This is a genomic window from Halalkalibacter alkalisediminis (assembly GCF_028610705.1).
Taxonomy (GTDB): Bacteria; Bacillota; Bacilli; order Bacillales; family Bacillaceae_D; genus Halalkalibacter; species Halalkalibacter alkalisediminis.
Genome location: NZ_JAQQWT010000039.1, coordinates 1 through 24,381 on the forward strand (window position 1 = coordinate 1; position 24,381 = coordinate 24,381).

The following is a 24,381-nucleotide window of genomic DNA, read 5'->3' on the forward strand; positions in this document are numbered from 1 at the left end:
ACTTTTGGGGAGGTACTCCTTTTTTTGTGTCTTGAAAGCTTTACGAGACTTAGGATTCAAATTATGAAATTCACTCAGTTGAAAAAAAACTGACATATTTACATCCGTTTTTCATATATAAGTGATAGGGACAAACTTTTGAAAGGGGTTCACGAATGTCAGATCTTGTGAAGATTGTTGTTTTTTCTTTGTTTTTAAGCTTTTTGTGGGTGATCCCTCGTCTTGACCTTCTCTTTCAATGGGTTTCGAGCCATATATGGTACTCAATTGCGGTTGCCATTAGTTTGGTTGCTTTTTTTCTATGTCTAAATTGGATCATCCAAAAGAGAGCGCATCGTCACATTAAAGAACAAACATTACATGTTGAAAAATCAGAAGGCTAATATGGTGAAAAGGAGTGATATGCATGGAAAAACTAAAAGTTGACGATCTTACTTCTTTTTTTGAAAATAATCTAAAAAGAGTACTAACAGAATCGGAACGGAATTTGATTAAATGGATGGTTGAAAAGAATAAGAATTAAAGTGTTTTATGAGGGTGTCTACTATTATATGATTGAGAAAAGTATAAGAAAAGATGAGAGAGTGAGAGTTAAATGAAAAAGATCAATCTTTATCATGTTGATGCCTTTACATCTGTTGCATTTGGTGGGAATCCTGCTGGTGTTGTTTCTTAAGCGAATACGCCTGAGTTGTGAAAAGATGCAAAAAAATAGCTATGGAAACATCTGTTGAAACATTGTCTAGTCTAATAGGTCTTTCTGTTGCGGATTTAGATCGCCAATATCCGATTAAGTTGGGTTACACAAGAATTGGCATTTACTCATTCCTGTAAAAACAAGACTGGCTGTTGATCGGGCTCTTCCCAATTTAGAGTTGTTAAAAGTACATAATGAAAAGGCTCATATTTGTACGACACATTTATTTACATTTGATAGTCAAGAAGAGGAGTGTTTGCTTTATACTCGTGATTTTGCTCCGGTGTTCGGCATTGCAGAGGATTCTGTAACAGGTTCAGCAAATGAGTATTAACAGGTTACCTTTTGTTAGAAGGTATACTTGATCCTACAATAGCTCATCATTTTAAAATAGCTCAAGGCCATAGTATGAGAAGACCGGGGGACGTCAACAGTCAAATCTCAAATAGGAAAGGAACACCAGTCGTCAAGGTTGGAGGCCAAGCGGTTACCATGATAGCTGGTGAATTACAAGTCCATTAAGTTGGAGTGTATTTTCCTGCTTTTTTTGTGAAACGATTCGCATAACTTGATGCCACAAATGCATCAGGTTTTATTTTTGGTTCTACACCAATCATTTCTAATCGAGCGACCATTTCATTAACAAATTCCCGTGTTTTATTTCGTTGACCAGAACCAATATCAATATGCCCTTCAAAAGAGAAAGTAGCACCTTGATATAAATAAGGTAAAACAATATCAATCATTCGATTTTTCTTATCTTCTGAGAACATTGAAACGACTTCTTCTGTTAAAGTGGTTTCAAGAGAAATGCGTTCATGCAAATGTAGCATTTTTCTTGGTACCACAGATCTCCTAATACAAGCCCAAGCACCTTTACCAGCATGTTGAATTACAATCCCTGTTATGAAAACAGTGGTTTTTGAATGAACTTGAGAATCAGTTCCAATCATAAGTCGATAATTACCAGTCGGCTTAATCTTCATGAATTTTATAACTCGGTTAAACACTTCCTCAAAAGTCATGTTCTTCTCTTGTAAGTTTTGAAAAGGGTACTGTATCATTCGAGATCGCTTCAAAAAATCACCTACCAATCCAATTTTCTGTTTAATTCATCATATGCAAGCAAGCTATATTTATTAACAGGTTAATGGATTGATCAAGTAAATTTGATAAGCGTAGCGCGTCTATTTTTAACATTAAAGAAACTATGGTACTTAGCACTTAAACCATCATGTAGGCATTTCACATAAAGAAGCATGTTATTTTTATCATTTGTGTAAATACTTAGGAGGAATTAGTTAATAAAAATGAAAAGCAGCATTGTTTTATGATAAAAAGTTGCTAGCTTCTAGTAGTTGGTAGTAAAATAATCAAAGTAGTAAAAACTCTACCCTAAGCTGAAATGTTATGAGAAAATGATTATGTATTGGGTAAAGTCCGAGCACAATAAAGAAAGAATGAATGAATTAGGAGTGGTAGAGAATGGAAAAACAACAAATTGGAGTTATTGGCCTAGCGGTAATGGGGCGTAATCTTGCTTTGAACATCGAAAGTAGAGGTTATGGTGTATCTGTATTTAACCGTTCAGCTGAAAAGACAGAGGAAATGTTAAAAGAAGCAGAAGGTAAAAATGTATTAGGTACATATAGCATTGAAGAATTTGTTGCTTCTTTAGAAACACCAAGAAAAATTATGTTAATGGTTAAAGCTGGACAAGCAACAGATGCAACCATTGAACAGCTATTACCACATTTAGAAAAGGGCGATATCTTAATCGATGGTGGTAATACGTTCTTCGAAGATACACGTCGTAGAAACCAGGACCTTGCTGAGTCTGGCATCCACTTTATCGGTACGGGCGTGTCAGGTGGAGAAGAAGGAGCTCTTAAAGGTCCGTCTATCATGCCTGGCGGTCAAAAAGAAGCGTATGATCTAGTTGAACCGATCTTCAAAGCAATCTCAGCAAAAGTTGGAGACGATGCATGTTGCACATACATTGGGCCAAATGGAGCAGGTCATTATGTGAAAATGGTTCACAATGGAATTGAATACGGTGATATGCAGTTGATCTGTGAATCTTATCATTTGATGAAAGATGTTCTTGGTTTAAATGCAAAAGAGCTTCACGAAATTTTTAAAGAATGGAACCAAGGCGAGCTTGATAGTTATTTAATTGATATCACGACTGACATCTTTACAAAAGTAGATGAGGAAACTGGAAAGCCTATGGTTGATCTTATTTTAGATACAGCAGGTCAAAAAGGGACTGGTAAATGGACAAGTCAAAGTGCTTTAGATTTAGGAGTTCCATTATCAATTATTACAGAATCTGTTTTCTCACGTTTTATTTCAGCGATGAAGGACGAGCGAGTGAAGGCAAGTAAAATTCTTCGTGGTCCGAACGCTGTATTTGAAGGGGACAAGAAAGAGTTTGTTGAAAAAATTCGTAAGGCTTTGTATTTAAGCAAAATTTGTTCGTATGCTCAAGGGTTTGCACAAATGAAAGTGGCGTCTGAGGAATATGATTGGAACCTGAACTTAGGTGATATCTCTATGATTTTTAGAGGTGGTTGTATTATTCGAGCTCGTTTCCTTCAAAATATTAAAGAAGCATATGATCGTGATGCTAACTTAACGAATTTATTACTGGATCCTTACTTCCAAGAAATTGTAGAAAGTTACCAAGAAGCAGCTAGAGATGTCGTTGCTACAGCAATCAAACTTGGGATTCCAGTACCAAGTCTTTCAAGCGCATTAGCTTATTATGATAGCTATCGTACAGAAACACTTCCAGCTAATCTGTTACAAGCACAACGTGATTATTTTGGAGCGCATACGTATCAACGTATTGATAAAGAAGGCACATTCCATACAAATTGGATGGAAAAATAAAGTAATAAAAAAAAGATGAATTCGGGTTGACCGAATTCATCTTTTTTATTTTAAATAATCCTAAATTTTGGTACGATGATTTTACAGGAAAAGGAGGTTCTTCTATGTTCAAATATTATATGGAAACCTATGATTTTCAGAACCCTAAGGAGGTTGAACAAGCATTTGTTAAATTGCTTAATCGACCACTTGATACAGTTGAACAGCTTGAGAGCTGGCTTAAGGAACAATCTGACCTTAAAGAGGCAATTGATGAAGCCATGTCAGGGCACTACATAGATTTCCAATGTCAAAGTAATTCAAAGGAAGCAAAAGACATTTTCGAACATGATCAAAATGTGATTGACCCCATGTATAAAAAATACCTTTCTCTTTTAAATGATAAGTTTCTTGCGTCTAACCTTATCGGACAGTTAGATCCAACATTTTATCAACCGTTGATAAAAAGTAAACAAAATGCAAAAGAATTATTTAGGTTAGAAAATATCGATCTTGAAATAAAAGAAGATGCTCTTACGACAAAGTATTTTGAACACACGGGTGCATTAACGGTTCAAATGGATGGAGTAGAATTAACGCTTAGTCAATTAGCTCCTTTCATGCAAGATCCAAACAGAGAAATAAGAGAAAAAGCATCTACACTAGCAGCGGAAGCAATAATGTCAATAGAACCAGAGCTTCAAAAAATCATGGACGATTTAATCGTCATTCGAGACAAAAAAGCTAAAAATGCAGACCTTTCTAATTATCGAGACTATATGTTTAAAGAGTACGAGCGCTTTGATTATACACCAGTCGATTGTAAGGTCCTTGCACAATCGATTCGGAAATATGTTAAGCCACTGAAAGAAAAGCTTCAAAAAGAACATCAAAGAGAACTTGGGATCGATACGTATAAACCATGGGACGTATTAGCTGTACCCACTGGACAAACTCCTTTACAACCGTTTAATGATACAAACGATTTGATTAGCAATTCAGCTACGATTTTTCAAAACCTAGATGCTCGTTTCTCAGAGCTCTTAAAAACGATGGATCAGCGTGGCATGCTTGATTTGAACAGTAGAAAAGGGAAAGCACCTGGTGGCTTTTGTTCATCCTTGCCGCTATCTGGATTGTCTTTTATATTTATGAATGCTTCTAAAACACATGATGATATGATTACTCTTCTTCATGAAATGGGTCATTGTATTCATAATGACCTTATGAAAAAACAACCGCTTAGCGATTATCGAGAAACACCGATGGAATCAGCAGAACTTGCAAGTATGTCGATTGAGTTATTAACAATGAATCAGTGGAATTTATTTTACAACAATGAGGATGATTTAAAGTGCGCCATGAAGATGCAATTGAAGGGGATTATTCAGTTTCTTCCTCAAGGAATGATTATCGATCAATTTCAGCACTGGCTGTATGAGAACCCTACGCACACTACTAGTGAACGAAATCAAAAATATCAAGAGCTTATGCAGGAGCTCGATTCAAACATTGTGAACTGGGACGGCCAAGAGAAGTGGCGACAAATTACTTGGCTAAGAGTTCTACATATTTTTGAAGTACCGTTTTATTATATTGAGTATGTGATTGCGCAACTTGGTGCGGTACAAATGTATAAGCAGTATCGAGAAAATCCAGATAAAGCACTCGAAAACTATAAGAAAGCCCTCTCCTTAGGTTCATCGAAATCGTTACCTGAAGTGTATGAAGCAGCAGGTATCCGTTTTGATTTCTCAGAGGAGATGATTAAAGAATTAATGATTTTTTTAGAAGCAGAACTAAGTGGAATTGAATCTCTTTAATCTACTGTCATCCTATTTATTTAGGATGACTTAAAACCACTTCCTATAAAAGGATTTTATAAGGTGGATGCCGAAACAATAACGAGCTTGATTTAACAGGATGGGTTGTAATAAATGAAAAAAATAATGATTTACCTAATGGTTGTTTTAGCTCCAATTGTCCTTATCTATTTTATTGTTTTACATGTGCAAATTCAGCGTTATAGTCATATGGAAGTGCCAAAAGAAGCCGATTATTTGATTATCTTAGGAGCAAAAGTTGATGGGAGCGTTCCATCTTTATCCCTTCAATATCGGATTGAAGCAGCCGTTGACTATCTAGAAGATAATCCACATACAGTTGCTATTGCTTCAGGTGGTCAAGGTCCTGGTGAGGATATGACTGAAGCGGAGGCGATTAAAAGAGAGTTGCTGGCTCGAGGGATAGCCGAATCGAGAATCAGGTTAGAGGACCGCTCAACTTCAACGTCTGAAAATATAAGGTTTTCTAAGGGACTCATACCACAAAAGGGAAACATCGGTATTATCGTGACGAATCATTATCATGTGTATCGAGCCGTGTCTATTGCAAGAGATCAGAATTTGGAGGTCTCAGGCCTTACAGCAAAAACACCTTTCATTTCTTTACCTAAATCTTATATCAGGGAATACCTTGCTATAACGAAATACTACATAACTAATATTTTATAGACAGCGAGCACATTCTATGGCAGACATATTAGTATTAGGCGGTACGAAATTTTTTGGAAAGCCATTAGTGCTGTAATAATTGGGGGAAGGATGATTATTTATATTTTCCTGTTCCCCGTATTACCACATTATTAGAAGGAATCTACTTAGCCTTAGCTAAAGTTGTTTACTCAAACGGTTGGAATTTATCATATACATTTCTTTGCTACCTTATTCTATATTCCCTCCTATCTTTTTCTCAGCAAATAGTATTAATCTACAAGGAAATAAAGTGATGCAGTTCTATTAAAATAAATGAAGGCGTGAGGGTAGGACCCTCACGCCTTTTAAGTATCTTTTGATGTGATTTTTTTATAGTTGAGAGCCACCCATTTGTTGCTCGGCCATTTGTACAAGTCTTTTTGTGATTTCTCCACCAACAGAGCCGTTCGCACGGGAAGTCGTGTCAGCCCCTAATTGAACTCCAAATTCTGAAGCGATTTCATATTTCATTTGATCCAATGCTTGCTGTACACCTGGAACTAATAATTGATTTGAATTATTGTTATTACTTGCCATGTTACATACACCTCTTTCTTGGTTTTGAAATTAGTATGTTAATCAAACAGCGCAGTTATGTAAAAATGTTATTAATTAAATTTGGTAAAGATTAGTAAGGGAATGAAAGCCTTTTACAGTTTGATAAAAATTGGATAGATGGGAAGCCTAACAATACATATAATGTTCGTTTTGACGTGGAGGTAACATGAATAAAACAAAACAAAAGAAACGCACTCATTTAGCTTTCCGTGTAAACGTCCTGTTTTTTGTGATATTCCTTTTGTTTTCGGGTTTGATCTTACGATTAGGTATTGTTCAAATTGTTCAAGGGGAGGATTTTGTGAATGAGCTTGAGTCCACGACTAATTCGATTTATAAATTTAGTGCACCAAGAGGGATTATGTATGACAGGTTTGGCAATGTCGTTGTGGATAATCAAGTTGAACTATCTCTCACATTTACAAATCCGTCTAGAAATTTAAAGACAAATGAAATAGTAAATATTGCTCGAGAACTAGAGCCGATGTTAGAAATGGACACGAGTCGAGTAACAGATCGAGATAAAAGAGAATATCTTCTATTGCAGATGGATGAAAAATCTCGCTATGATCTTGTAAGTAAAAAGGAACGTAAGGATATAGAAACGATGGCAGAAGAGTATCAACTAGAAATATCAAGGATACCTGAAGATCTGGTAGAGAGTTTAACGATCGAAGACCAACAAATTATCGCGATTTATCGTAAAATGCAGCAAGGACACTCAAACATTCCGCAACGCATTAAAAGGAACATAACGGAGCAAGAAGCGCATATGATTAGTGAGAATTTAGATCATCTACCTGGTATTGACATTTTAAGAGATTCAACTAGAACATATTTGTATGGAGATTCGTTTCGTAGTTTTTTTGGGTCAACGAATTCCATTCCAAAGGAAAAAGTCGATTATTATGTGTCACGAGGGTATGATCGCTCTGATTTAGTAGGAATTAGTTTTCTTGAAGCTCAATATGAAGCTGTATTGCGTGGGGAGAAAGCTGTAATTGAACGAATTACAAACAAAACATTTGAAGGGCCGGTTCATCGTCAAACCAATGAAAAACTAGGTAAAAGAGGCAATGATCTAGTCTTAACACTCGATATGGAATTACAACAACGGCTCGAAAGCATATTAGATAGTGAAATGAAAAAAACAGGAAACCAGGCTTTCCTTCAAGATCGCTCCGCTTATGTGGTTCTAATGGATCCACGAACAGGCGATATTTTAGCGATGGCTGGATATTTAGATTCGGCAAGTGTTGATGATGAGGATTACGCTGATCATATTGGAAACGTAACGAAGGCTTTTGCGATGGGGTCAACAGTAAAGGCTGCCTCTGTTCTAACTGGGTTTCAAACAGGAATTATTCAGCCTGGTGATCGATTTCATGATGAACCAATTCATTTACCAGCAACTCCTGTAAAAAAATCATGGACCAACCAATTAGGAGTTGTAAACGATATTGTTGCTCTTGAACAATCATCTAATGTTTACATGTTTCAAATTGGGATGCGAATGGCTAAGTGTTATTACAAAGGGGCTAATCAACATTGTGGTTGGAATAGTGAATCGATTCGCGAAGCTTATAGTGTAGTTCGAAGTAGTTTTAGTCAATTCGGGTTAGGTTCTGAGACGGGGATTGATTTACCTTATTATGAAACAGGACTAAAAGGAGGAAGTGAAGTTGGCGGGAATATAATGGACTTAATGATTGGTCAATATGATACGTATACACCATTACAACTGGCTCAATATATTTCTACCATTGCTAATGATGGGTATCGTGTGCAGCCTCGTCTTGTCCGTGAAATTAGAGAACCTTCTATAAGAGACAATGAACCTAGTATCGTCGTGCAGAGTTTTGAGCCTGAGATCTTAAATCGTATTGATATGAGTGAGGACCATATTAAACGTGTACAAGAAGGTCTTAGAGGCGTTATGACTCGAGGGACTGCTGCAAAAAAATTTGCTGACGCTTCCTATCAACCTGCTGGGAAAACGGGTACAGCGCAGGTAAGGGTGGCTGTAGGGAATGGTGAGAATCGGCATTTCATTGAAGGAAATACGCAAACGTTAGTTGGGTACGCCCCCTATAATGATCCTGAAATCGCCTTTGCTGTCGTCGTTCCTTTTGTGAAATTAGATGATGAAGGTGGGCGAAAGGGATTGGCTCAAGATATAGCCGATGAGGCACTGAAAGTCTACTTTAAATTGAAGAAGGGAAGAAAGGGTCCGATTCTAGTGGAGTAGTTTGCTCAGTACAGAACAAACAGTAACATAATTTACCAGTTGCGCAGAATTATGTTTCAGTCTATACTAAGGATACAACATCTGAGATAACGTTCAGGTAATCGCTGCATCATTTGATGTAGAGGAAAGTCCATGCTCGCACGATCTGAAATGATCGTAGTGTTCGTGCCTAGCGAAGTCATAAGCTAGGGCAATCTGGTGTTACTGGATTGCCGGCGGGGAAAAACACCTAAGGCTATGGCTATGGTTGAGTACCCCTGAAAAGTGCCACAGTGACGAAGCTCTTTTAGAAATGAAAGAGGTGGAACGCGGTAAACCCCACGAGCGAGAAACCCAAACATGGTAGGGGAACTATCTTGAAGGAATAACAACGGAGAGATAGACAGATTGATATATCAATCTGTAGATAGATGATTACCACCGGAGTACGAGGGCAAAACCGTTTGCAGTACGAAGGTACAAAACATGGCTTATCGAACGTTATCCAAACAGATTACATCAAATTACATCTACTGCTGCAATGTACGTAATTAATATGTTTCAACCTTTATGCTTATTTAGGGAGTTTTATGATTGAAGTACCAATGTCGTGCCTTTTTTAGGAAGACAGAAGTATTTTTGCGAACACCCACTTTTAGAAGTGGTGGTTTGGAACTCTATTAGGAAGCGGCAATTGCGGCTCTAAATTAGATATGAGTAGGTCAGGTCCTAATGGAACTGGTCTCTTTCTGTATTTTATTATTGGTCTAAAACATCTGAGACTTTCTACTTGAAAAGTCAAAGAAGGTCAAATATAATATAGGTAATCACTAATACAGCCTACTGGCTTTTATTTTTATAAAAATGGTCAAAGATAGTCAAAGTCAAATGATTAGGAGGATGAAAATGATGTTATGTGAAAAATGCCAAACAAATCAAGCTAATGTAACAATGAATCTGTTAATGAACCAATCAAAAAAGAATATTTCATTATGCTCAGACTGCTATGGTCAAATAAAAAATCAGCATTTCGGAATGAATTCGATGCCTTTCAATGAGCTATTTAAAGGTTTTTTCCAAGAACAAGGTAATCCTTTTGCGAATGGTGTGACGCAACAACAAGTAAAAGAAACCTCGAGTAAACAAGAAGGAACTGGCTTTTTGGATCAGCATGGTCGAAACTTATCTGACGAAGCAAGACAAGGCCGAATTGATGGTGTCATTGGTCGTGAAAAGGAGATTTCCCGTGTCATTGAAGTGTTAAATCGACGCTCGAAGAATAATCCCGTGTTAATTGGGGAAGCAGGTGTCGGAAAAACGGCTATTGCTGAAGGTTTTGCTCTTAAAATTGTAAAGGGAGAAGTTCCTTCAAAACTTTTAAATAAAGAAGTTTATGTATTAGACATTACCTCGCTCGTTTCTGGTACAAGTTATAGAGGCCAATTTGAAGAAAATATGCAAAAACTAGTAGCAGAGCTGCAACAACGGGATAATGTCATTCTATTTATCGATGAGTTACACATGTTGGTAGGTGCTGGTGGAACATCTGAAGGTTCAATGAATGCAGGTAATATTCTAAAACCAGCATTGGCAAGAGGAGAATTTCAGATTATTGGTGCAACTACATTAAAAGAATATCGTATGATTGAAAAAGACCCAGCACTAGAGCGCAGGTTCCAACCAGTGGTTGTGAAGGAACCAACGATACAGGAAGCGTTTGACACTCTAAAAGGCATTCGACCTATTTATGAGAGCTATCATAATGTCAAGTACTCGGATGAAGTGTTAAAGGCGTGTGTCTCATTATCGGATCGTTATATTCAAGATCGTTTCCTGCCGGACAAAGCCATTGACCTACTCGATGAAGCGGGTTCTAAATTAAACTTAACACAAGGTGAAAACGATAAGGGTAAATTACAAAAACGACTTGATGAGATTACTCGAGAAAAAGAGGCGGCAACAAAACATGAAGAGTATGAAAAAGCAGCAAGTCTTCGTGACGAAGAACTCACACTAAAAAACAAAATAGATAACGAAATAACAGAGCCTGTAACAGAAATTACGATAGAACACATTCAAGACATTATTGAAAACAGTACAGGTATTCCAGTTAAGAAACTACAGAAATCAGAACAAACGAAAATGAAGGACTTACAAAAGAACTTAAGTAAGAAAGTAATTGGTCAAGACAAAGCGATTGAAAAAGTTGCAAAAGCGATCCTTCGTGCGCGTGTAGGATTAAAGCCGAAATCACGACCAACAGCTTCGTTCTTATTTGTGGGACCAACGGGAACGGGTAAAACGGAGTTAACGAAAACATTAGCAGGTGAATTGTTTGGAACGAAGGATTCGATGATACGTCTAGATATGAGTGAGTATATGGAGATGCATTCAATTTCTAAATTAATTGGGTCCCCTCCAGGATACGTAGGCCACGATGAAGCGGGTCAATTAACGGAACAAGTAAGACGCAATCCATATTCAATCATTCTTTTAGATGAAGTCGAAAAAGCACATCCTGATGTATTGAACATGTTCCTTCAAATCATGGAAGACGGTCGATTGACGGATAGTCAAGGAAGAACAGTTAGTTTCAATGAAACGGTGATTATCATGACGTCTAACGCTGGTGTGACGGATCAGAAATTAGCGGCAATTGGATTTAGTGAAGCAGAAGGTCAAGATGCTCTAGCTACTGAAAGCATTTTAGAAAGTTTACGAGCTTATTTCAAACCAGAATTCTTAAACCGTATTGATTCGATTATTGAGTTCAGTCAGTTAGAGAAACATGACTTAATTAAAATCATAGATATTATGTTAGTCGATCTTCAAAAAGTACTTCTTGAACAAGCGTTTTCACTTGAGGTGACAGACCAGGCAAAAGAAAAAATTGCTGATGTTGGTTATCATAAGGCTTTCGGAGCTCGCCCACTACGTCGCGCGATTCAAGAGCACATTGAAGATCAAATTACATCGCTTATTATTGAAAGTGAAGAGAAGCTTCATTCATTTAAAGTGGATGTGACAGATCAGAAGATTGTTGTGACACCAGTTCATTAAGAGTGAGAAAGGAAAAACAGTTGAGACGAGGATCTCAACTGTTTTTTTTAGTGCTCGCAAGTGAGTAGCTTCAATGAAACGGACGTACGCTCCGCTATTTTAACTAAAATGGCTATTTGGGAAGGTTTAACGGTCATACATTCCGCTATTAACATTATGTTTCATGGTTAACACGTTTTACTTACGACATTAGGTTTTTTTGTCCGTGTATACCATTGTTCTAGTTAAATCAGCTACGATTTATGGATTACTGGACGCGACATTAGCTTTAGGTGGAGTTTTAGCAGGAGTATTTGGGACATGGTGGTGGAAAAAAAGTAAAGAATAAATTGGCTCTCTTTTCATTGGTCATAGTGTTAGCCGGTTTGTTTTCTATAGGGATAACCCCATTTGTTCCAGTTGCTTTTATCGGTGTATTCTTAATTGGACTTGGAACAACTTGGATTCGTGTTTTACTACAATCATTTCAACAAATGGCTACAGACCTGAATTATCATGGAAGAATGGCTAGTGATCGAATGATTGGGTAATCAGGCTTCAGTTGTAATAAGTGCGCCCATTTTAGGCTTGATCGTGAGTAATTTTGGTGCTAATTTCGTTTATCTGAGTTTAATGCTACCTATAAGCATCTGTATATGGTTTGCTTATTTTCAAGCTAACGTAGAAAAATTTAAAGAGATGACTAGTAAAGTGGCTTGATATTCATTTCAAATGAATATGAGCGATGCTCTAGGAAAAGCATCGCTCAATGATTAGTACTCTTCATTCATTTAAATCCGTGAAAATCCTTCTTCATCTAGATACTGTGTCGCTTGTCTATATGAATTAAACGTTCCATCTAAAATGTCATCAGCGTAGACATTCCAAATCTCGCCTTCTTTAAGTAAGGTAAGGGTGACGGTGTTTTCATTAATCCATACCTCTTCTTCAGGTTCATTTGTTTTTTCCGGCTCTTTTGGAGTTAGAGAAAGAATAGACTTTCTGATTGTAGAGCGAAGGGCTTTCTCTGTAAAATCACGAATGTTGACCATCCCTTTGTCATTCGTTTGGTAGCCTGTCATCTTTCCAGCATAGACAAAGCCATTACCGTTAGGGTGTAAATGATACACGACATTTTTTTGATCATACGAACTCTCGTTGTAATGAAAGTTCACTCTACCTAGTGAAACATCTTTTCTTTCAAGTTCAGGGAATGATTCAATAACCTGTAATTTTTCTTCGAATGTTAACATGTTGCCTCCAGTAAATGGTCTGTTTTATTTAGTTTGCTCATTATACCATATCTGTTTAAGATTCTATAATGATTCATTTTTCAATCATTCGAATGGATCATTGTAAATCTACTATTAATCCATCCAAGAGCCATTGACAGACTGTATGAAAATATGATAAATAAAATATAGAAATTAGCACTCGTTGATTAAGAGTGCTAATTTGTTGGGAGTCAGATTTGCTAAATTTTAAATTAAAGCGATGATTATGCACATTTGCGAAAGGGGAATTATTATGACAAAAAAACAATTTAAAGCAGAATCGAAACGACTTTTAGAAATGATGATTAATTCTATCTATACGCAAAAAGAAATTTTTCTAAGAGAATTAATCTCAAATGCAAGTGATGCCATTGATAAGATGTATTACAAAGCACTAACAGATGAGACGATTACCTTCGACAAGGATGGTTATTACATAAAAGTGGTTGCGGATAAGGAAAAAAGATCATTAACCATTACAGATACAGGGATTGGGATGACGAAAGAAGACCTAGAAACGAACCTAGGTACGATTGCGAAGAGTGGATCTTTAGCTTTTAAAACAGAGAATGAGCTTAAAGATGGTCACGATATTATTGGTCAGTTTGGAGTTGGATTTTATTCAGCCTTCATGGTAGCAGATGAGGTTACGGTTACAAGTAAAGCAGTCAGTACTGACGAGGCATTTAAGTGGAAGTCTGACGGAGCCGATGGGTATACAATAGAACCAGCTGAGAAAGAGTCTTATGGGACGGAAATTGTGCTAAAAGTTAAAGAAAATACCGAGGAAGAGAATTATGATGAATATCTTGACGATTATCGTTTAAAAGCGATTATCAAAAAGTACTCGGACTTTATTCGCTACCCTATTAAAATGGAGCTTACTGAGAGAAAGTTGAAAGAAGGTAGCGACAATGAAGGGGAAGAGTCTAAAGAGGTACAAACGATCAATAGTATGGTACCAATCTGGAGAAAAAACAAAAATGAACTAACATTGGAAGACTATGAAAACTTCTATAAAGAGAAACATTATGGCTTCGACAAACCGCTTAAACATATTCACATTAGTGTGGATGGTGCTGTAAGATATAATGCGATTTTGTATATCCCAGAAAACATTCCGTTTGATTTTTATACAAAAGAGTATGAGAAGGGCTTGGAATTGTATTCAAATGGCGTTCTAATCATGAATAAATGTGCTGATTTATTGCCTGATCATTTCAGCTTTGTTAAAGGGATGGTAGATTCAGAAGATTTATCATTAAATATATCCAGAGAAATACTGCAGCATGACCGCCAATTAAAACTTATTGCCAAAAACATTAAAAGTAAAATAAAAAGTCAGTTACTAAACTTATTAAAAGATGAGCGCGAAAAATATGAACAATTTTACCAATCATTTGGTAGACAATTAAAGTACGGAGTATACACGGACTTTGGTTCAAACAAAGAAGCCCTTCAAGATTTACTAATGTTCTACTCATCGACAGAAAAGAAAATGGTCACTCTTGACGAGTACGTATCAAGAATGGCTGACGATCAAAAATACATTTATTACGCTTCTGGTGAATCAAATGAAAGAATTGAAAAGCTCCCACAAATGGAATTAGTATCAGATAAAGGCTTTGAAGTCTTATACTTCACTGAAGATATTGATGAATTCGCTATTAAAATGGTAGCAACTTATAAAGAGAAAGAATTCAAATCAGTATCAAGCGGAGATTTAGGTTTAGACGAAGATCAAGAGAGTAAAGTCGAATCGGAAGAAAATGATCATAAAGAACTCTTTGCAGCGATGAAAAAGGTACTGGAAGATAAAGTTAAAAATGTACGAGTTTCCAAAAGGTTAAAGACACATCCAGTCTGTCTTGCAACGGATGGAGAAGTAACAATTGAAATGGAGAAAATCCTTCAAGCGATGCCAGATAATCAAAACATCAAAGCGGACAAGGTGCTAGAACTCAATACGAATCATGAAGTTTTCCAATCGTTGAAAAAGGCATTTGAGACAGATCAAGAAAAATTAAATCTTTATACGAAATTATTATACAACCAAGCTCTTTTAATTGAAGGCTTGCCACTTCAAGATCCAGTCGACTTTACGAATGATATGTGTAAAATCATGGTTTAAACCTAACATAGTGTTGATGGATTAAGGTTGGGAGTTTTGTGTAAATGGGAATGGCTCTAACTATTTCATTTTATAGGTGTATTAAAGAAAATGCGAAAAAGCTAATTAATGAACACCTAAGCATTCCTCACATTTTTTTAATGATAAAATTAATATCCAAAAGGTAAGTTACGTGAATGATTGATGAAGCTAGGGAGTTAAGTCCATCTTCATTAAATGAAAAATCACTTAATAAGTTTTTTGAGTTAAAACACAACAAGTGATTTTTCAAGCAACTGTAAAGAAATCCAAGAATTAAATCTCTAATTCTTGGATTTCAAATAGTATCCAAATAACTATTCCATAATACCAAGAAAAGCGTCCACCAACACCTTGAAAGAGATTAATAACCCGGCTAAAAATAAACCCACGGTCAACTTCCAATGAAAATGATAATAAGCAAATAAACTGATCACAAACATCCAGCCTAACCAGAATCAGATTTCTCTATTCACGTATCTGTCCCATTTCTTCAACATACGATGAGAAGACGTCTGCGAATGCTTCCGTACTGAGGAGTAATTCATCCATATGGTTATCACCCCCTCCAAATTCAATTAAGATGAAATTCTCCATGAGATCTTGGTTATAAACTCCGTTAACCGCTATTCGAATTATTACCAAATATTCCACGACTAAGTCCTGGATATTTTTCTTCAAACAGGTGATGAAGCTCGTTAGCCAATTCTAGGTTCTCTTTATAATTAGGATGAGCTTCTCCTATGACATATAGCGTCTGCAAACGAAACTTTTCATGATGAATTAAATATTTCTTTAGTTGGTGATTATTTAAGAAAACAACTTGAAAACATGGGGATTAATGTCATGCATGAGAAAAGAGATATCCAGGCAGTGGTTGAAAAAGAAGGATTGACCTATGCAGATTCGTATGATGTGACCAGGAATTATATAAAAGAAACCATTGAGAAGCATGATTCGATACAAATGGTCTTGGTCTTCACAGAGATACTATACCAAGACAACGTACGATGACTAAGGTTAATGATCAAGAAGTGACAAGAATTGTTTTTGTCGTCAATGGAAAACATCATGAACAGATTTAAAATTAGCTAATAATTTACATGAACGGTTAGAAGAAATGTATCCAAGTCTCTCAAGAGGAGTGATAGTTAAAACAAATCACTCCCAAGGTACTCATCGAATTATAATCAAGATTTGCATGAGCATTCATTGCTCATCGAGATGGGGGGATTAGAGAACTCGATGGAGAAAGTTAAAATTACGGCTGACTACTTATGTTAATGTTGAGATGATAAAAGAAAACAATGAATGAGGGAAACAATAAAACTCTTTTATTAAGTGATTTGATAATAGACGTTACTAACTACTTAAAATAAATGAGAAATCCTTCCAGTACAGTAAAGGCCATGGTAAAATTACCTTGTTGTTATTTTTTTGAAGAGGTGAGTTGAGATGAGTGAAGTTGAGCCGAGTATGAAGTTAGATTTAGAGAGAATTATTTTTATCGGGAGAACATTTGAAGAGTACATGGATATGTTTTCTCTTTCAACAGACGATTTAAAGGAAAAAAAAATCCTCGATTGTCCAGCTGGCGCTTGTTCTTTTACGGCCAATGGTAACCATGTTGGTTTGAACATAACGGCTTGTGATATTGCTTATTATCACAGAGGAATAGACTTAAAGAATAAAGGTCACCAAGACATTGAACATGCCATGACACATATGAAGCTAGCGAATAATAATTATGTCTGGGATTATTTTAAAGACATTGAAGCGCTTCGAAGCCAACGATTACGAGCGTTAAATGACTGTAGCGCGGATATGATAATAAACAAGGAACGTTACATTCCGGTAACATTGCCAACACTCCCATTTCAGAGCGGTGAATTTGATGTAATCTTATCGGCACATTTTTTGTTTATGTATGGAGACCGATTGGATTACAACTTCCACTTAGCTACATTAAATGAGTTAATAAGAGTTACTCGAAATGAGATACGTATTTTTCCTTTAGTTACTTTAGAAGGGAAACGCTATGAGTATTTGGACCAATTAAAAGAAATAGTAAAAGAGAAAGGCTATTCAGTTGAAGAGAAAGTAGTTTCTTATGAATTTCAAAAGAATGCGAATTCAATGATGATCATTAAAAAATTTTAAGCAAGGAGGCCAGCGTGTTGTTGCCCTTTTTAAAGATGATTTCGTGTGGGAGGAGGGTCTGGTAATGACGTACTGGCAACTCAGTTACAAGAAAAAGTTTATATGGAATGTAGTACAAACGCCAATCCTTTTAACATTAATAACTTGGATAATAGTAAAAGGGAACTTGCCAACTGCTTATAATTTTCTATTGGTATTTATTAGTGTCATGATCACGGTAGCTACATTGCTATATACCTATTTTCATTGGAAGAAAGAAGAGAATCGAGGAGATTAAATAATGTCTTTTTTTTTAACAGGTAGGTTTGTAACTATGATTGAAACCGTGCAAATCTATATGTCCTCTAAATATAAAAGGAGAAAGTATATGAGGGGAAGACGTTTCATTTTATCCACTTTGTTCCTATTGCTATTCACATCTTGTACGCTCAAATCGAGTGGTTTAAAGAAAGTATCACAGTTTCGCTCGTTATATGAGATCTAAGTCCCAACCAGCATCAATCTTGTTTCTACAAGTAGGGGGGCAAACTGTTTAGCTGACGGGGTCAAAGCCCCACGAGCAGTTACCTCTTACCCCTGGGAAGTTATAAAAAGACCATATAAAAAATATATTTTCTTATCTGGATGACCTTATAATACGAAGAAACCGTTTAGAGAAAGTCTTAAATCTAAAACACCTCCCATCAAAGAGAGGTGCATTTTATAAATTATGTGTCTTTTGCAATCTTTTTTCTATTTGGTGCAAGTGGTGGCTGTTCTAACCACTTATATTGCGTCATAATATTGAACCATTCTTTTGTCACCATCAGGTTTTTCAAAATGATTTTTTCATAAGTTACAACAAGGTCTGTTCGCATTGATGTAGCAAGTCCTGTTCCGTGATAGGCTTGGGCAGCTTGCAGCAGAAACCCAATATGATACAACATTAATTTATCTGAAAAAGGAGAATCTTGAGAAGTTGTAACTTCTGTTTCCCAAGACATTGGTACTGGCAAATTATCTGATTGTAGTATTTTAGATAGTGTTTGAATTTGTTCATCCGAAGTTTGTTGAGATGTTTCCAGAAATTCCCTCGCGTCTTTTGATTGAGTTACTTGGCTAAATGCAATAGAAAGAGTTTTTTCCAATATCTTCTTTTTAATATTAAAAGAAAGAGCAATAATTTCAGTTGAAGCTAAAGGACGTTTGTCACCAAAGAAACCATCTAAAAATTTTTGCCCCGTAATAAACTCAGGGTTTGCTTCAGGGTAAAAAAAGGGGTCTTTTTGGAAGTGTCCCTTTTCTAAAAGCAATTCAGTTGTTTGATGATACATTTTTTTCCCGTCATTATCGCACGAATCATAAAAATATCGTAAATCCTTTCTTACAGAAGCACTAAGCGAAGTCATATGTCCTAATAATCCATGTACTGTCATTACATGTAAATAATGTAAACAAAATATGTCCGAAAACAACCTTTTTGTCCCTTTATTAAGGTCTGAATCTGTAAATCCAATCGGTACTGGGAACCCTTCGTTTTCAAAGAACCTGGTTATCTGTTGCTTATGTTTTTCAAATATCTTTATCGCATCTTCAAAAATAGTTCTTATCTTTTCATCTTCTATAATGGATAACATATACCTGTTTACAATATCAACAGCCGTTCCATTTACATATTGCTCCCACAAAGTTCCTATCTCGGCAGATGTGAGTTTTAAATCGTCTTTATCCATATAATCACCTCTCTAAGTATGTTTTACTAATTCAGAATGAAATATAAATTTCTTACTGGATTCAATTTTTGGAAATATGACTATTTTTATATGATAAAAAGGACAAATTAGGATTAACCATACTAAAAAAGGCAAGTAATATACTATTGCTCACCTTTGCGTATAACCATGCAAAATAGACGATACTTGTACAACATTAATGCCTAAGTTAAAGATGGTACTCTTAACAGCCTTTCAATTTTCATGTCGATTACTTATCAAGAATGCAACTCTAATTCCCATATTAATTAAAGTTGAGAATAGGCAGAGTTCTGACCACAATTTTCCTCGACAAAAATTGGTAAAGAGTACTCGAGGATTTATCAATATATAATTGGTAATCCTAACAAAAATTAACGATTGTGGTATTAAATATTCTAGATGATTTATCAGTTGCTACATGTACAAATTTATGATGTGACTATTGGCTGGAGTAAAGGATCCTGGTTGCCTTCATAGGAGGTAGTCAGTTTTTTTGCGTAATATTTAAGTAAGGAATACGAGTGATCTTTCCTCTATAATAATCTGATAGTACATTTTTAAGGTGGGAAATCATTGTATGACAAAAAAATATATATACATGTATTCATATCATGAAGATGAGGATTTTTTATGTAAACTCGAGATGCGCTCTTTATTTGGATTTGATACTTCCTCATCTATTTTACATAGTACAATCAAGAGAGACCCAAGTAGAAGTCCATTTATCAAAGCTAGAGTCGATGTACTTTTTCAAGAAGCTTCCATAGAACAATTGATTAAAAACGTAAAAGAATTAAATACAATTGAACAAACATGTAAGGTTATGTTTGTTCAACATGGAGATCAAAAAAAGACAAACAAGGTTGAATTTCAACAAAGACGATCAATCGAACGTGAAGTAGGATTGAATTTACCGGGTGAAGTTGATTTAGTAAATCCAGAAATTATATTTGGTATTTTAAAGGTAGATGAGGGATGGGTATTTGGTGATTATATAAAAAGCAAAGCTGTTTGGTTGAAGCATCAAGTCAAGCCCCATAACTATTCAACAGCTTTAAGCACTCGTGTTGCTAGAGCGGTTGTAAATATTGCTGTTCCAGACCCAAATGGATTGAAAGTGATTGACCCTTGCTGCGGAATTGGGACGGTTTTAATTGAAGCATTATCTATGGAAATCGATATTGTAGGTAGAGATTTAAATCCGCTTGTTATTCCTGGTGCAAGAGGAAATGTTGCATATTTTGGTTATACAGGAGAAGTGGTTTTAGGCGACATGCGAAACGTAACAAACAATTATGATGTGGCCATTATCGACATGCCTTATAATTTATGTTCAATAATAACATCGAAAGAAAAACTAGAAATGATCCAAAGCGCTCGTCAATTTTCCCGGAAAGTGGTTATCGTTACGGTAGAGCCTATGGATTTAGTGATTGAAGCGGCTGGCTTTGAGATCGTTGATCGTTGCGTTGCTAGAAAAGGGACGTTTTCGAGAGAGGTTCTTGTTTGTCACTAACGTAAAAATAGTATCGAAGCATAGCATAGCTTTTTTTATTACGGATAAAGCACTTGATCACATTTTTGGAATTAGTTTAGAACAAGTTTTTTATGGTAGATGATAATAAGATTGAAAAGATGCACTCTATCATTCGAGTGTATCTTTTATTTTTTCATTCTTTTTATGACATACTATTAAGAGGCTCACAAGCATGAGCCTCTTAATAGTAAATTTGAATCTAAACAGCTTCTTTGTTTTCCTTTTTAATATCCGTAATGGCTTTTTGAATCTCTTCCATTTTCCTATCATCTAGAGGATAAAATTTCATTGCAATTAATGAAATAATGTAACCAATCATGGGGATACCGAACATTAAAAATAAGGACATTAAAAGTAATGCAGGTGTTAAAGCTTCTCCGACTTCCGGGAATGAGTCTCTATAACCAATAAGCGCGACTGCAAAACCAACGATTGCTGGTGCTAATGATGAGATCAATTTATCGACAAATGAGAAAATGGTGGCAATCATTCCTGGAACATACCGACCAGTTCGATATGTTTCATAGTCAGAAACATCGGCAATCATCGGTATAACCATGTTCCCAGTTAAATTTTGAAAGCCCTGTGCTAAACTATATAAAATCAAAAATACAACTGTTACTAACCCTATGCTCGTTAAAGAAATGGTAGTTGAATCAATCGATAGTAAGAAAATAGTCGTTACACCAAAAAACAATAACGCTACCCACGTTCCCATAACAAAGGCACGTTTCAATCCAATTGTTCGTGCTTTGCCAATTCCAAAGAAAGTAATGAGAAGGATTGGTATTAATGTAATTAACCCAATCGTACCACTTAACGCATAATCACCTAATAGGATACCAAAGAACATAACCCCTACAGCTGCTTGCCTTGGCATGACCATTGCTAGTTTATCTGTGGAAGCGGCTAAAACTAACATTTGTAAGGCACGATTTCCTTTTAAAACAGGCCAATAATCACGGAAGCTTGTTTTAACGTTTTGATCTGCCAAACCATAGTATTCTTTACGATCTTTCCCTTTAATAGCGATAACAGCTAAACAAGTGAAGATAGCACTAAGGATTATTATATAATATTTTAATTCAGCAAAAAGAGGTAAAGTAAAGCCGCCATGTTTGGCAACAAGATACATAGCTATGAACATTTGTCCACCAGTAAATAATACAGCATTATATGTGGCATCAAAAATAGCAAAAAGTGGACGTTGCTTTGGATCATTTGTTAAAACCGTCTGTGCCGCTCTCGTACAAGCTGTTTGGAATGTATAACCGATAATATAAATAATATGAATCGCTACGAAAAAGGCAAGTTGCAGGGAATCAGGCATTATATGCGTAAATGTGAATGTAACGTAAGCAGTTATAGCTAAGATGGTATTTCCTAAAATCATTAATGGAGCAAATTTACCGAATCTGGATTCCGTTTTATCAATGATATAGCCAATTATTGGGTCTGTAATTCCGTCAAATATCCGCATAAACGTTAAGAGTGTACTTACAACAACAACTGTTAGCCCGGCAACTCCAGTCGCATAGTATGAAACAAAAATCATCAAAAACATATAAAGGTTTGTAGCTGTGTCAATGCTAAAGAAGTTGAACACATATCGTGAAAAGTGCGGTTTAAATACAATCATGTGATTTCAATTCTAGTTAAGTAACAAGGAACTTATAATCTAGTACATAATATTAGATGGCACGCGGAATGATGGGAAACTATCACGTTCCGTGTTGGGCAGGGGAAAAGCTGGAGATAACTTCAAACGCTTACCTATTGCTACCTAATTTTCAATAAGACAACATAAATGATCTTCCACAATCAGGCGCGAGTGTGGAGCAATACAGGTAGAAGATGATCAAACTTTATTATAAAAGAATGATTCAATAAAATTATATTAAAGCTTGTTTTGATATTGACCATATTCCACAATCAGTTTTAGAACAATTGTTTGAAAAACTGAACCACTTTCATCAAGACTTTCAGCCTGTTATTTGGGTAGCGTTTTTAAAGTGAAATATTTGACCATTCTCATCAACAATATTTTGTTCATTGGAAAGAATGATTAAATATTTTCCAATTACTTGTTGTTCATATGGTAGTCCTTTTCGGGATCCACGATAACGCACAAAGATGAATTTATCTGGATTATTATCTTGATTGCAATTTTGAACAGAACGATCTATTAAAGTCGCTAATAAATTTGCTAATTCATGATCTATCGAAATTCCATGTCCTTTCACATAAGTCTTTTCAATATCTGTTTCAATGTATTATTTTTCGTTTGATTTGACTAAACAATTTTGTTTTAATCCCAATACATCAGATATCCGTAATCCTGTGAGATGGATGAGAATAATAAAGATGCAATTATAGTATCTTTAAAACGGAAAATTAAGAAATTGGATGAAGAAAATAAAGAACTATGTGAGCAGCTAAAATTCACTTATGCAGAGGTTTATAAAATGGTAATGTAAACTGAACTTGTATATGTTATACAGCAAAGATTAATGAAAGCTAACAGAAAAGGGTTTTATATTTTGATTTAGCTTTGTTTTTTATAAATTTCTATTAAAGATTTTGCATTCATACTAAGATAGCGTTCCTTGTTATATGTAAACACTAGTGTACGAGTAGGATTTGAATCTAATTTAATATAAGCAAAGGAAGTTTGCTGAGGACTTCGGTGAACGATCATTTCGGGAACTACTGTTAGACCAAGACCATGTCCCACAAGAGATTGAGCTGTTTCAATACTACTTGTTTCATAAGCAATCTGTGGCTCAAATCTACCTCTCGCACATAATTCTAATACTGTACGACGAAAACCGTATCCTTGCTTCAATAAAATAAATGGACAATTGGCAAAATCCTCAATAGGTAAAGCAGTTTGTTTGACCAATTTAGGAGAAAACATCATCTGTTTTAATTTTTCAGGCATCCATTGTTTTGGTTCTTTTGGCAATACAAGATACAGGGGCTCAGTAAGCATTGTTTTTGTATTTAAACGAGAATCTTCTATGGGAAGTGACAGTATAGAAATATCAACTAATCCTCGCGCGGTTAAATTTATTAGCTTTTCTGTTGATTCTTCAATTAGTTGAATGCAGACATTTGGATACTGTTCTTTATAGATTTTAAGAAGTGGAGGCAAAATATGTCCTCCTGTAATAGCTGTTGAGCCAATCTTTAATTCACCTCTTATTCCTTCTTTTCGTTCAAGGATCTCACGTTTTAGATCATCACGCATTTGTAAGATCTTCTCAGCTTGTTTTACAAAACATAAACCATCGGGAGTTGGTTCTACTATACCAGGCTTTCGATCAAACAAATATACACCGAGTTCCTGTTCCAATTTTGCAATTTGTTTACTTAAAGATGGCTGTGCAATATAAAGATTCGAAGCAGCTTTTGTAAAGCTCTTGGTTTTATATATTTCCAATGTATACTCAAATAGTCTCATGTCCATAATATCCCTCCATAGCCTGCGGCTATCATTATAATAGATTATATATCTTAGTTCACTAGTGTTGCACTAAAGAGATTTCAATATTAAAAATACTCAAAATGTTCAATTACTTAAATCCGTGCATAAAAAA

General features: G+C 35.6%; 23 protein-coding genes, 2 other RNA genes and 4 pseudogenes. 20 read left to right on the top strand and 9 right to left on the bottom strand.

Features of this window, described 5'->3' with window-relative positions:
- Nucleotides 1–155: 155 nt before the first annotated feature.
- From PQ474_RS22745 to PQ474_RS22755, 3 genes and pseudogenes are all read left to right on the top strand, one after another.
- Entirely contained in the window at nucleotides 156–383 is a 228-nt protein-coding gene (locus PQ474_RS22745) for a hypothetical protein (RefSeq protein ID WP_273847877.1), read from the top strand.
- A gap of 438 nt (nucleotides 384–821) precedes the next feature.
- Nucleotides 822–1,031: pseudogene (locus tag PQ474_RS22750) on the top strand (PhzF family phenazine biosynthesis protein); the annotation flags it as partial.
- 11 nt (nucleotides 1,032–1,042) lie between these two features.
- The gene (locus PQ474_RS22755) at nucleotides 1,043–1,219 is read left to right on the top strand and encodes a PhzF family phenazine biosynthesis protein (RefSeq protein ID WP_273847878.1); all 177 of its coding nucleotides are present in this window, start codon (nucleotides 1,043–1,045) and stop codon (nucleotides 1,217–1,219) included.
- On the opposite strand, the gene PQ474_RS22760 is transcribed toward PQ474_RS22755, so the two are convergent.
- Nucleotides 1,216–1,722, bottom strand: a complete 507-nt coding sequence (locus PQ474_RS22760; RefSeq protein ID WP_337956393.1) for a ribonuclease H-like YkuK family protein — start codon at nucleotides 1,720–1,722, stop codon at nucleotides 1,216–1,218. The two genes, PQ474_RS22755 and PQ474_RS22760, sit on opposite strands and share 4 nt — an antisense overlap.
- Before the next feature lie 460 nt (nucleotides 1,723–2,182).
- Here PQ474_RS22760 and gndA point away from each other — a divergent pair, with 460 nt between their 5' ends.
- The 3 genes from gndA (at nucleotide 2,183) to PQ474_RS22775 (ending at nucleotide 6,084) form a co-directional block, all read left to right on the top strand.
- On the top strand, nucleotides 2,183–3,592 hold the full coding sequence (gene gndA / locus PQ474_RS22765) for an NADP-dependent phosphogluconate dehydrogenase (RefSeq protein WP_273847879.1): 1,410 nt from the start codon (nucleotides 2,183–2,185) through the stop codon (nucleotides 3,590–3,592).
- Between the two features lie 104 nt (nucleotides 3,593–3,696).
- A complete protein-coding gene (locus PQ474_RS22770; protein ID WP_273847880.1) occupies nucleotides 3,697–5,394 on the top strand; it encodes a M3 family oligoendopeptidase in 1,698 nt (565 codons plus the stop codon).
- Between the two features lie 114 nt (nucleotides 5,395–5,508).
- A complete protein-coding gene (locus tag PQ474_RS22775; RefSeq protein ID WP_273847881.1) occupies nucleotides 5,509–6,084 on the top strand; it encodes a YdcF family protein in 576 nt (191 codons plus the stop codon).
- 351 nt (nucleotides 6,085–6,435) lie between these two features.
- Here PQ474_RS22775 and PQ474_RS22780 read toward each other — a convergent pair whose 3' ends face one another.
- Nucleotides 6,436–6,642, bottom strand: a complete 207-nt coding sequence (locus tag PQ474_RS22780) for an alpha/beta-type small acid-soluble spore protein (RefSeq protein WP_273847882.1) — start codon at nucleotides 6,640–6,642, stop codon at nucleotides 6,436–6,438.
- Between the two features lie 187 nt (nucleotides 6,643–6,829).
- Between PQ474_RS22780 and PQ474_RS22785 the strand changes: the two genes are divergently transcribed.
- The 6 genes from PQ474_RS22785 to PQ474_RS22810 all read left to right on the top strand — a co-directional run bounded on the left by PQ474_RS22785 (nucleotide 6,830) and on the right by PQ474_RS22810 (nucleotide 12,480).
- On the top strand, nucleotides 6,830–8,911 hold the full coding sequence (locus tag PQ474_RS22785) for a peptidoglycan D,D-transpeptidase FtsI family protein (protein WP_273847883.1): 2,082 nt from the start codon (nucleotides 6,830–6,832) through the stop codon (nucleotides 8,909–8,911).
- Between the two features lie 89 nt (nucleotides 8,912–9,000).
- Nucleotides 9,001–9,389, top strand: an RNA gene (gene rnpB / locus PQ474_RS22790) — RNase P RNA component class B.
- 31 nt (nucleotides 9,390–9,420) lie between these two features.
- A non-coding RNA gene (gene ssrS / locus PQ474_RS22795) (6S RNA) lies at nucleotides 9,421–9,597 on the top strand.
- A 202-nt stretch (nucleotides 9,598–9,799) separates the two neighbouring features.
- Complete coding sequence (locus PQ474_RS22800) at nucleotides 9,800–11,950, top strand: ATP-dependent Clp protease ATP-binding subunit (RefSeq protein WP_273847897.1); 2,151 nt, start codon at nucleotides 9,800–9,802, stop codon at nucleotides 11,948–11,950.
- Nucleotides 11,951–12,155: 205 nt separating this feature from the next.
- On the top strand, nucleotides 12,156–12,278 hold the full coding sequence (locus tag PQ474_RS22805) for a hypothetical protein (protein ID WP_273847884.1): 123 nt from the start codon (nucleotides 12,156–12,158) through the stop codon (nucleotides 12,276–12,278).
- Nucleotides 12,244–12,480 carry a hypothetical protein gene (locus PQ474_RS22810; protein WP_273847885.1) on the top strand — a complete coding sequence of 79 codons (237 nt, stop codon included), beginning with the start codon at nucleotides 12,244–12,246 and terminating at the stop codon, nucleotides 12,478–12,480. Before PQ474_RS22805 ends, PQ474_RS22810 begins: the two co-directional genes overlap by 35 nt.
- Nucleotides 12,481–12,720: 240 nt before the next feature.
- On the opposite strand, the gene PQ474_RS22815 is transcribed toward PQ474_RS22810, so the two are convergent.
- Nucleotides 12,721–13,182, bottom strand: coding sequence for a hypothetical protein (locus PQ474_RS22815; RefSeq protein ID WP_273847886.1), 462 nt, complete (start codon nucleotides 13,180–13,182; stop codon nucleotides 12,721–12,723).
- 274 nt (nucleotides 13,183–13,456) lie between these two features.
- Between PQ474_RS22815 and htpG the strand changes: the two genes are divergently transcribed.
- Nucleotides 13,457–15,334 (top strand): molecular chaperone HtpG, encoded by a 1,878-nt coding sequence (gene htpG / locus PQ474_RS22820; protein WP_273847887.1) that lies wholly within the window; start codon nucleotides 13,457–13,459, stop codon nucleotides 15,332–15,334.
- Between the two features lie 486 nt (nucleotides 15,335–15,820).
- On the opposite strand, the gene PQ474_RS22825 is transcribed toward htpG, so the two are convergent.
- Nucleotides 15,821–16,006, bottom strand: coding sequence for a stage II sporulation protein P (locus PQ474_RS22825; RefSeq protein ID WP_273847888.1), 186 nt, complete (start codon nucleotides 16,004–16,006; stop codon nucleotides 15,821–15,823).
- Nucleotides 15,972–16,115: a stage II sporulation protein P gene (locus PQ474_RS26465; protein WP_337956394.1), complete on the bottom strand. Its 144-nt coding sequence runs from the start codon at nucleotides 16,113–16,115 to the stop codon at nucleotides 15,972–15,974. Before PQ474_RS26465 ends, PQ474_RS22825 begins: the two co-directional genes overlap by 35 nt.
- Between PQ474_RS26465 and PQ474_RS22830 the strand changes: the two genes are divergently transcribed.
- The 5 genes and pseudogenes from PQ474_RS22830 to PQ474_RS22840 all read left to right on the top strand — a co-directional run bounded on the left by PQ474_RS22830 (nucleotide 16,103) and on the right by PQ474_RS22840 (nucleotide 17,789).
- On the top strand, nucleotides 16,103–16,366 hold the full coding sequence (locus PQ474_RS22830) for a stage II sporulation protein P (protein ID WP_273847898.1): 264 nt from the start codon (nucleotides 16,103–16,105) through the stop codon (nucleotides 16,364–16,366). The two genes, PQ474_RS26465 and PQ474_RS22830, sit on opposite strands and share 13 nt — an antisense overlap.
- The gene (locus tag PQ474_RS26785; protein ID WP_475690648.1) at nucleotides 16,363–16,437 is read left to right on the top strand and encodes a hypothetical protein; all 75 of its coding nucleotides are present in this window, start codon (nucleotides 16,363–16,365) and stop codon (nucleotides 16,435–16,437) included. Before PQ474_RS22830 ends, PQ474_RS26785 begins: the two co-directional genes overlap by 4 nt.
- 103 nt (nucleotides 16,438–16,540) lie before the next feature.
- A pseudogene (locus tag PQ474_RS26715) lies at nucleotides 16,541–16,636 on the top strand (stage II sporulation protein P); the annotation flags it as partial.
- A gap of 171 nt (nucleotides 16,637–16,807) precedes the next feature.
- Nucleotides 16,808–17,512: an SAM-dependent methyltransferase gene (locus PQ474_RS22835; RefSeq protein ID WP_273847889.1), complete on the top strand. Its 705-nt coding sequence runs from the start codon at nucleotides 16,808–16,810 to the stop codon at nucleotides 17,510–17,512.
- Between the two features lie 64 nt (nucleotides 17,513–17,576).
- Nucleotides 17,577–17,789 (top strand): hypothetical protein, encoded by a 213-nt coding sequence (locus PQ474_RS22840; protein ID WP_273847890.1) that lies wholly within the window; start codon nucleotides 17,577–17,579, stop codon nucleotides 17,787–17,789.
- Nucleotides 17,790–18,219: 430 nt separating this feature from the next.
- On the opposite strand, the gene PQ474_RS22845 is transcribed toward PQ474_RS22840, so the two are convergent.
- Nucleotides 18,220–19,224, bottom strand: a complete 1,005-nt coding sequence (locus tag PQ474_RS22845) for a DUF3231 family protein (RefSeq protein WP_273847891.1) — start codon at nucleotides 19,222–19,224, stop codon at nucleotides 18,220–18,222.
- 598 nt (nucleotides 19,225–19,822) lie between these two features.
- Here PQ474_RS22845 and PQ474_RS22850 point away from each other — a divergent pair.
- Nucleotides 19,823–20,761 (top strand): TRM11 family SAM-dependent methyltransferase, encoded by a 939-nt coding sequence (locus tag PQ474_RS22850; RefSeq protein WP_273847892.1) that lies wholly within the window; start codon nucleotides 19,823–19,825, stop codon nucleotides 20,759–20,761.
- Nucleotides 20,762–20,981: 220 nt separating this feature from the next.
- On the opposite strand, the gene PQ474_RS22855 is transcribed toward PQ474_RS22850, so the two are convergent.
- Together PQ474_RS22855 and PQ474_RS22860 are read right to left on the bottom strand one after the other, a co-directional pair.
- On the bottom strand, nucleotides 20,982–22,421 hold the full coding sequence (locus tag PQ474_RS22855) for an MFS transporter (RefSeq protein WP_273847893.1): 1,440 nt from the start codon (nucleotides 22,419–22,421) through the stop codon (nucleotides 20,982–20,984).
- A gap of 367 nt (nucleotides 22,422–22,788) precedes the next feature.
- A pseudogene (locus tag PQ474_RS22860) lies at nucleotides 22,789–23,124 on the bottom strand (site-specific integrase); the annotation flags it as partial.
- On the opposite strand from PQ474_RS22860, the pseudogene PQ474_RS22865 reads away from it, so the two are divergent.
- Nucleotides 23,125–23,259 (top strand): annotated as a pseudogene (locus PQ474_RS22865) (DUF6262 family protein); the annotation flags it as partial.
- A gap of 68 nt (nucleotides 23,260–23,327) precedes the next feature.
- Here PQ474_RS22865 and PQ474_RS22870 read toward each other — a convergent pair.
- On the bottom strand, nucleotides 23,328–24,251 hold the full coding sequence (locus PQ474_RS22870) for a LysR family transcriptional regulator (protein WP_273847894.1): 924 nt from the start codon (nucleotides 24,249–24,251) through the stop codon (nucleotides 23,328–23,330).
- Between the last annotated feature and the right edge of the window lie 130 nt (nucleotides 24,252–24,381).

Excerpts from the sequence above, each read along its gene's own strand:
- PQ474_RS22745 (WP_273847877.1), top strand. The coding sequence starts at position 156 with ATGTCAGATCTTGTGAAGATTGTTGTTTTTTCTTTGTTTTTAAGCTTT.
- PQ474_RS22850 (WP_273847892.1), top strand. The coding sequence starts at position 19,823 with ATGACAAAAAAATATATATACATGTATTCATATCATGAAGATGAGGAT.
- PQ474_RS22855 (WP_273847893.1), bottom strand. The coding sequence starts at position 22,421 with ATGATTGTATTTAAACCGCACTTTTCACGATATGTGTTCAACTTCTTT.
- htpG (WP_273847887.1), top strand. The coding sequence starts at position 13,457 with ATGACAAAAAAACAATTTAAAGCAGAATCGAAACGACTTTTAGAAATG.
- PQ474_RS22870 (WP_273847894.1), bottom strand. The coding sequence starts at position 24,251 with ATGGACATGAGACTATTTGAGTATACATTGGAAATATATAAAACCAAG.
- PQ474_RS22770 (WP_273847880.1), top strand. The coding sequence starts at position 3,697 with ATGTTCAAATATTATATGGAAACCTATGATTTTCAGAACCCTAAGGAG.
- PQ474_RS22775 (WP_273847881.1), top strand. The coding sequence starts at position 5,509 with ATGAAAAAAATAATGATTTACCTAATGGTTGTTTTAGCTCCAATTGTC.
- PQ474_RS22815 (WP_273847886.1), bottom strand. The coding sequence starts at position 13,182 with ATGTTAACATTCGAAGAAAAATTACAGGTTATTGAATCATTCCCTGAA.
- PQ474_RS22780 (WP_273847882.1), bottom strand. The coding sequence starts at position 6,642 with ATGGCAAGTAATAACAATAATTCAAATCAATTATTAGTTCCAGGTGTA.
- PQ474_RS22845 (WP_273847891.1), bottom strand. The coding sequence starts at position 19,224 with ATGGATAAAGACGATTTAAAACTCACATCTGCCGAGATAGGAACTTTG.
- PQ474_RS22785 (WP_273847883.1), top strand. The coding sequence starts at position 6,830 with ATGAATAAAACAAAACAAAAGAAACGCACTCATTTAGCTTTCCGTGTA.
- PQ474_RS22835 (WP_273847889.1), top strand. The coding sequence starts at position 16,808 with ATGAGTGAAGTTGAGCCGAGTATGAAGTTAGATTTAGAGAGAATTATT.
- gndA (WP_273847879.1), top strand. The coding sequence starts at position 2,183 with ATGGAAAAACAACAAATTGGAGTTATTGGCCTAGCGGTAATGGGGCGT.
- PQ474_RS22800 (WP_273847897.1), top strand. The coding sequence starts at position 9,800 with ATGTTATGTGAAAAATGCCAAACAAATCAAGCTAATGTAACAATGAAT.
- PQ474_RS22840 (WP_273847890.1), top strand. The coding sequence starts at position 17,577 with ATGACGTACTGGCAACTCAGTTACAAGAAAAAGTTTATATGGAATGTA.
- PQ474_RS22760 (WP_337956393.1), bottom strand. The coding sequence starts at position 1,722 with ATGACTTTTGAGGAAGTGTTTAACCGAGTTATAAAATTCATGAAGATT.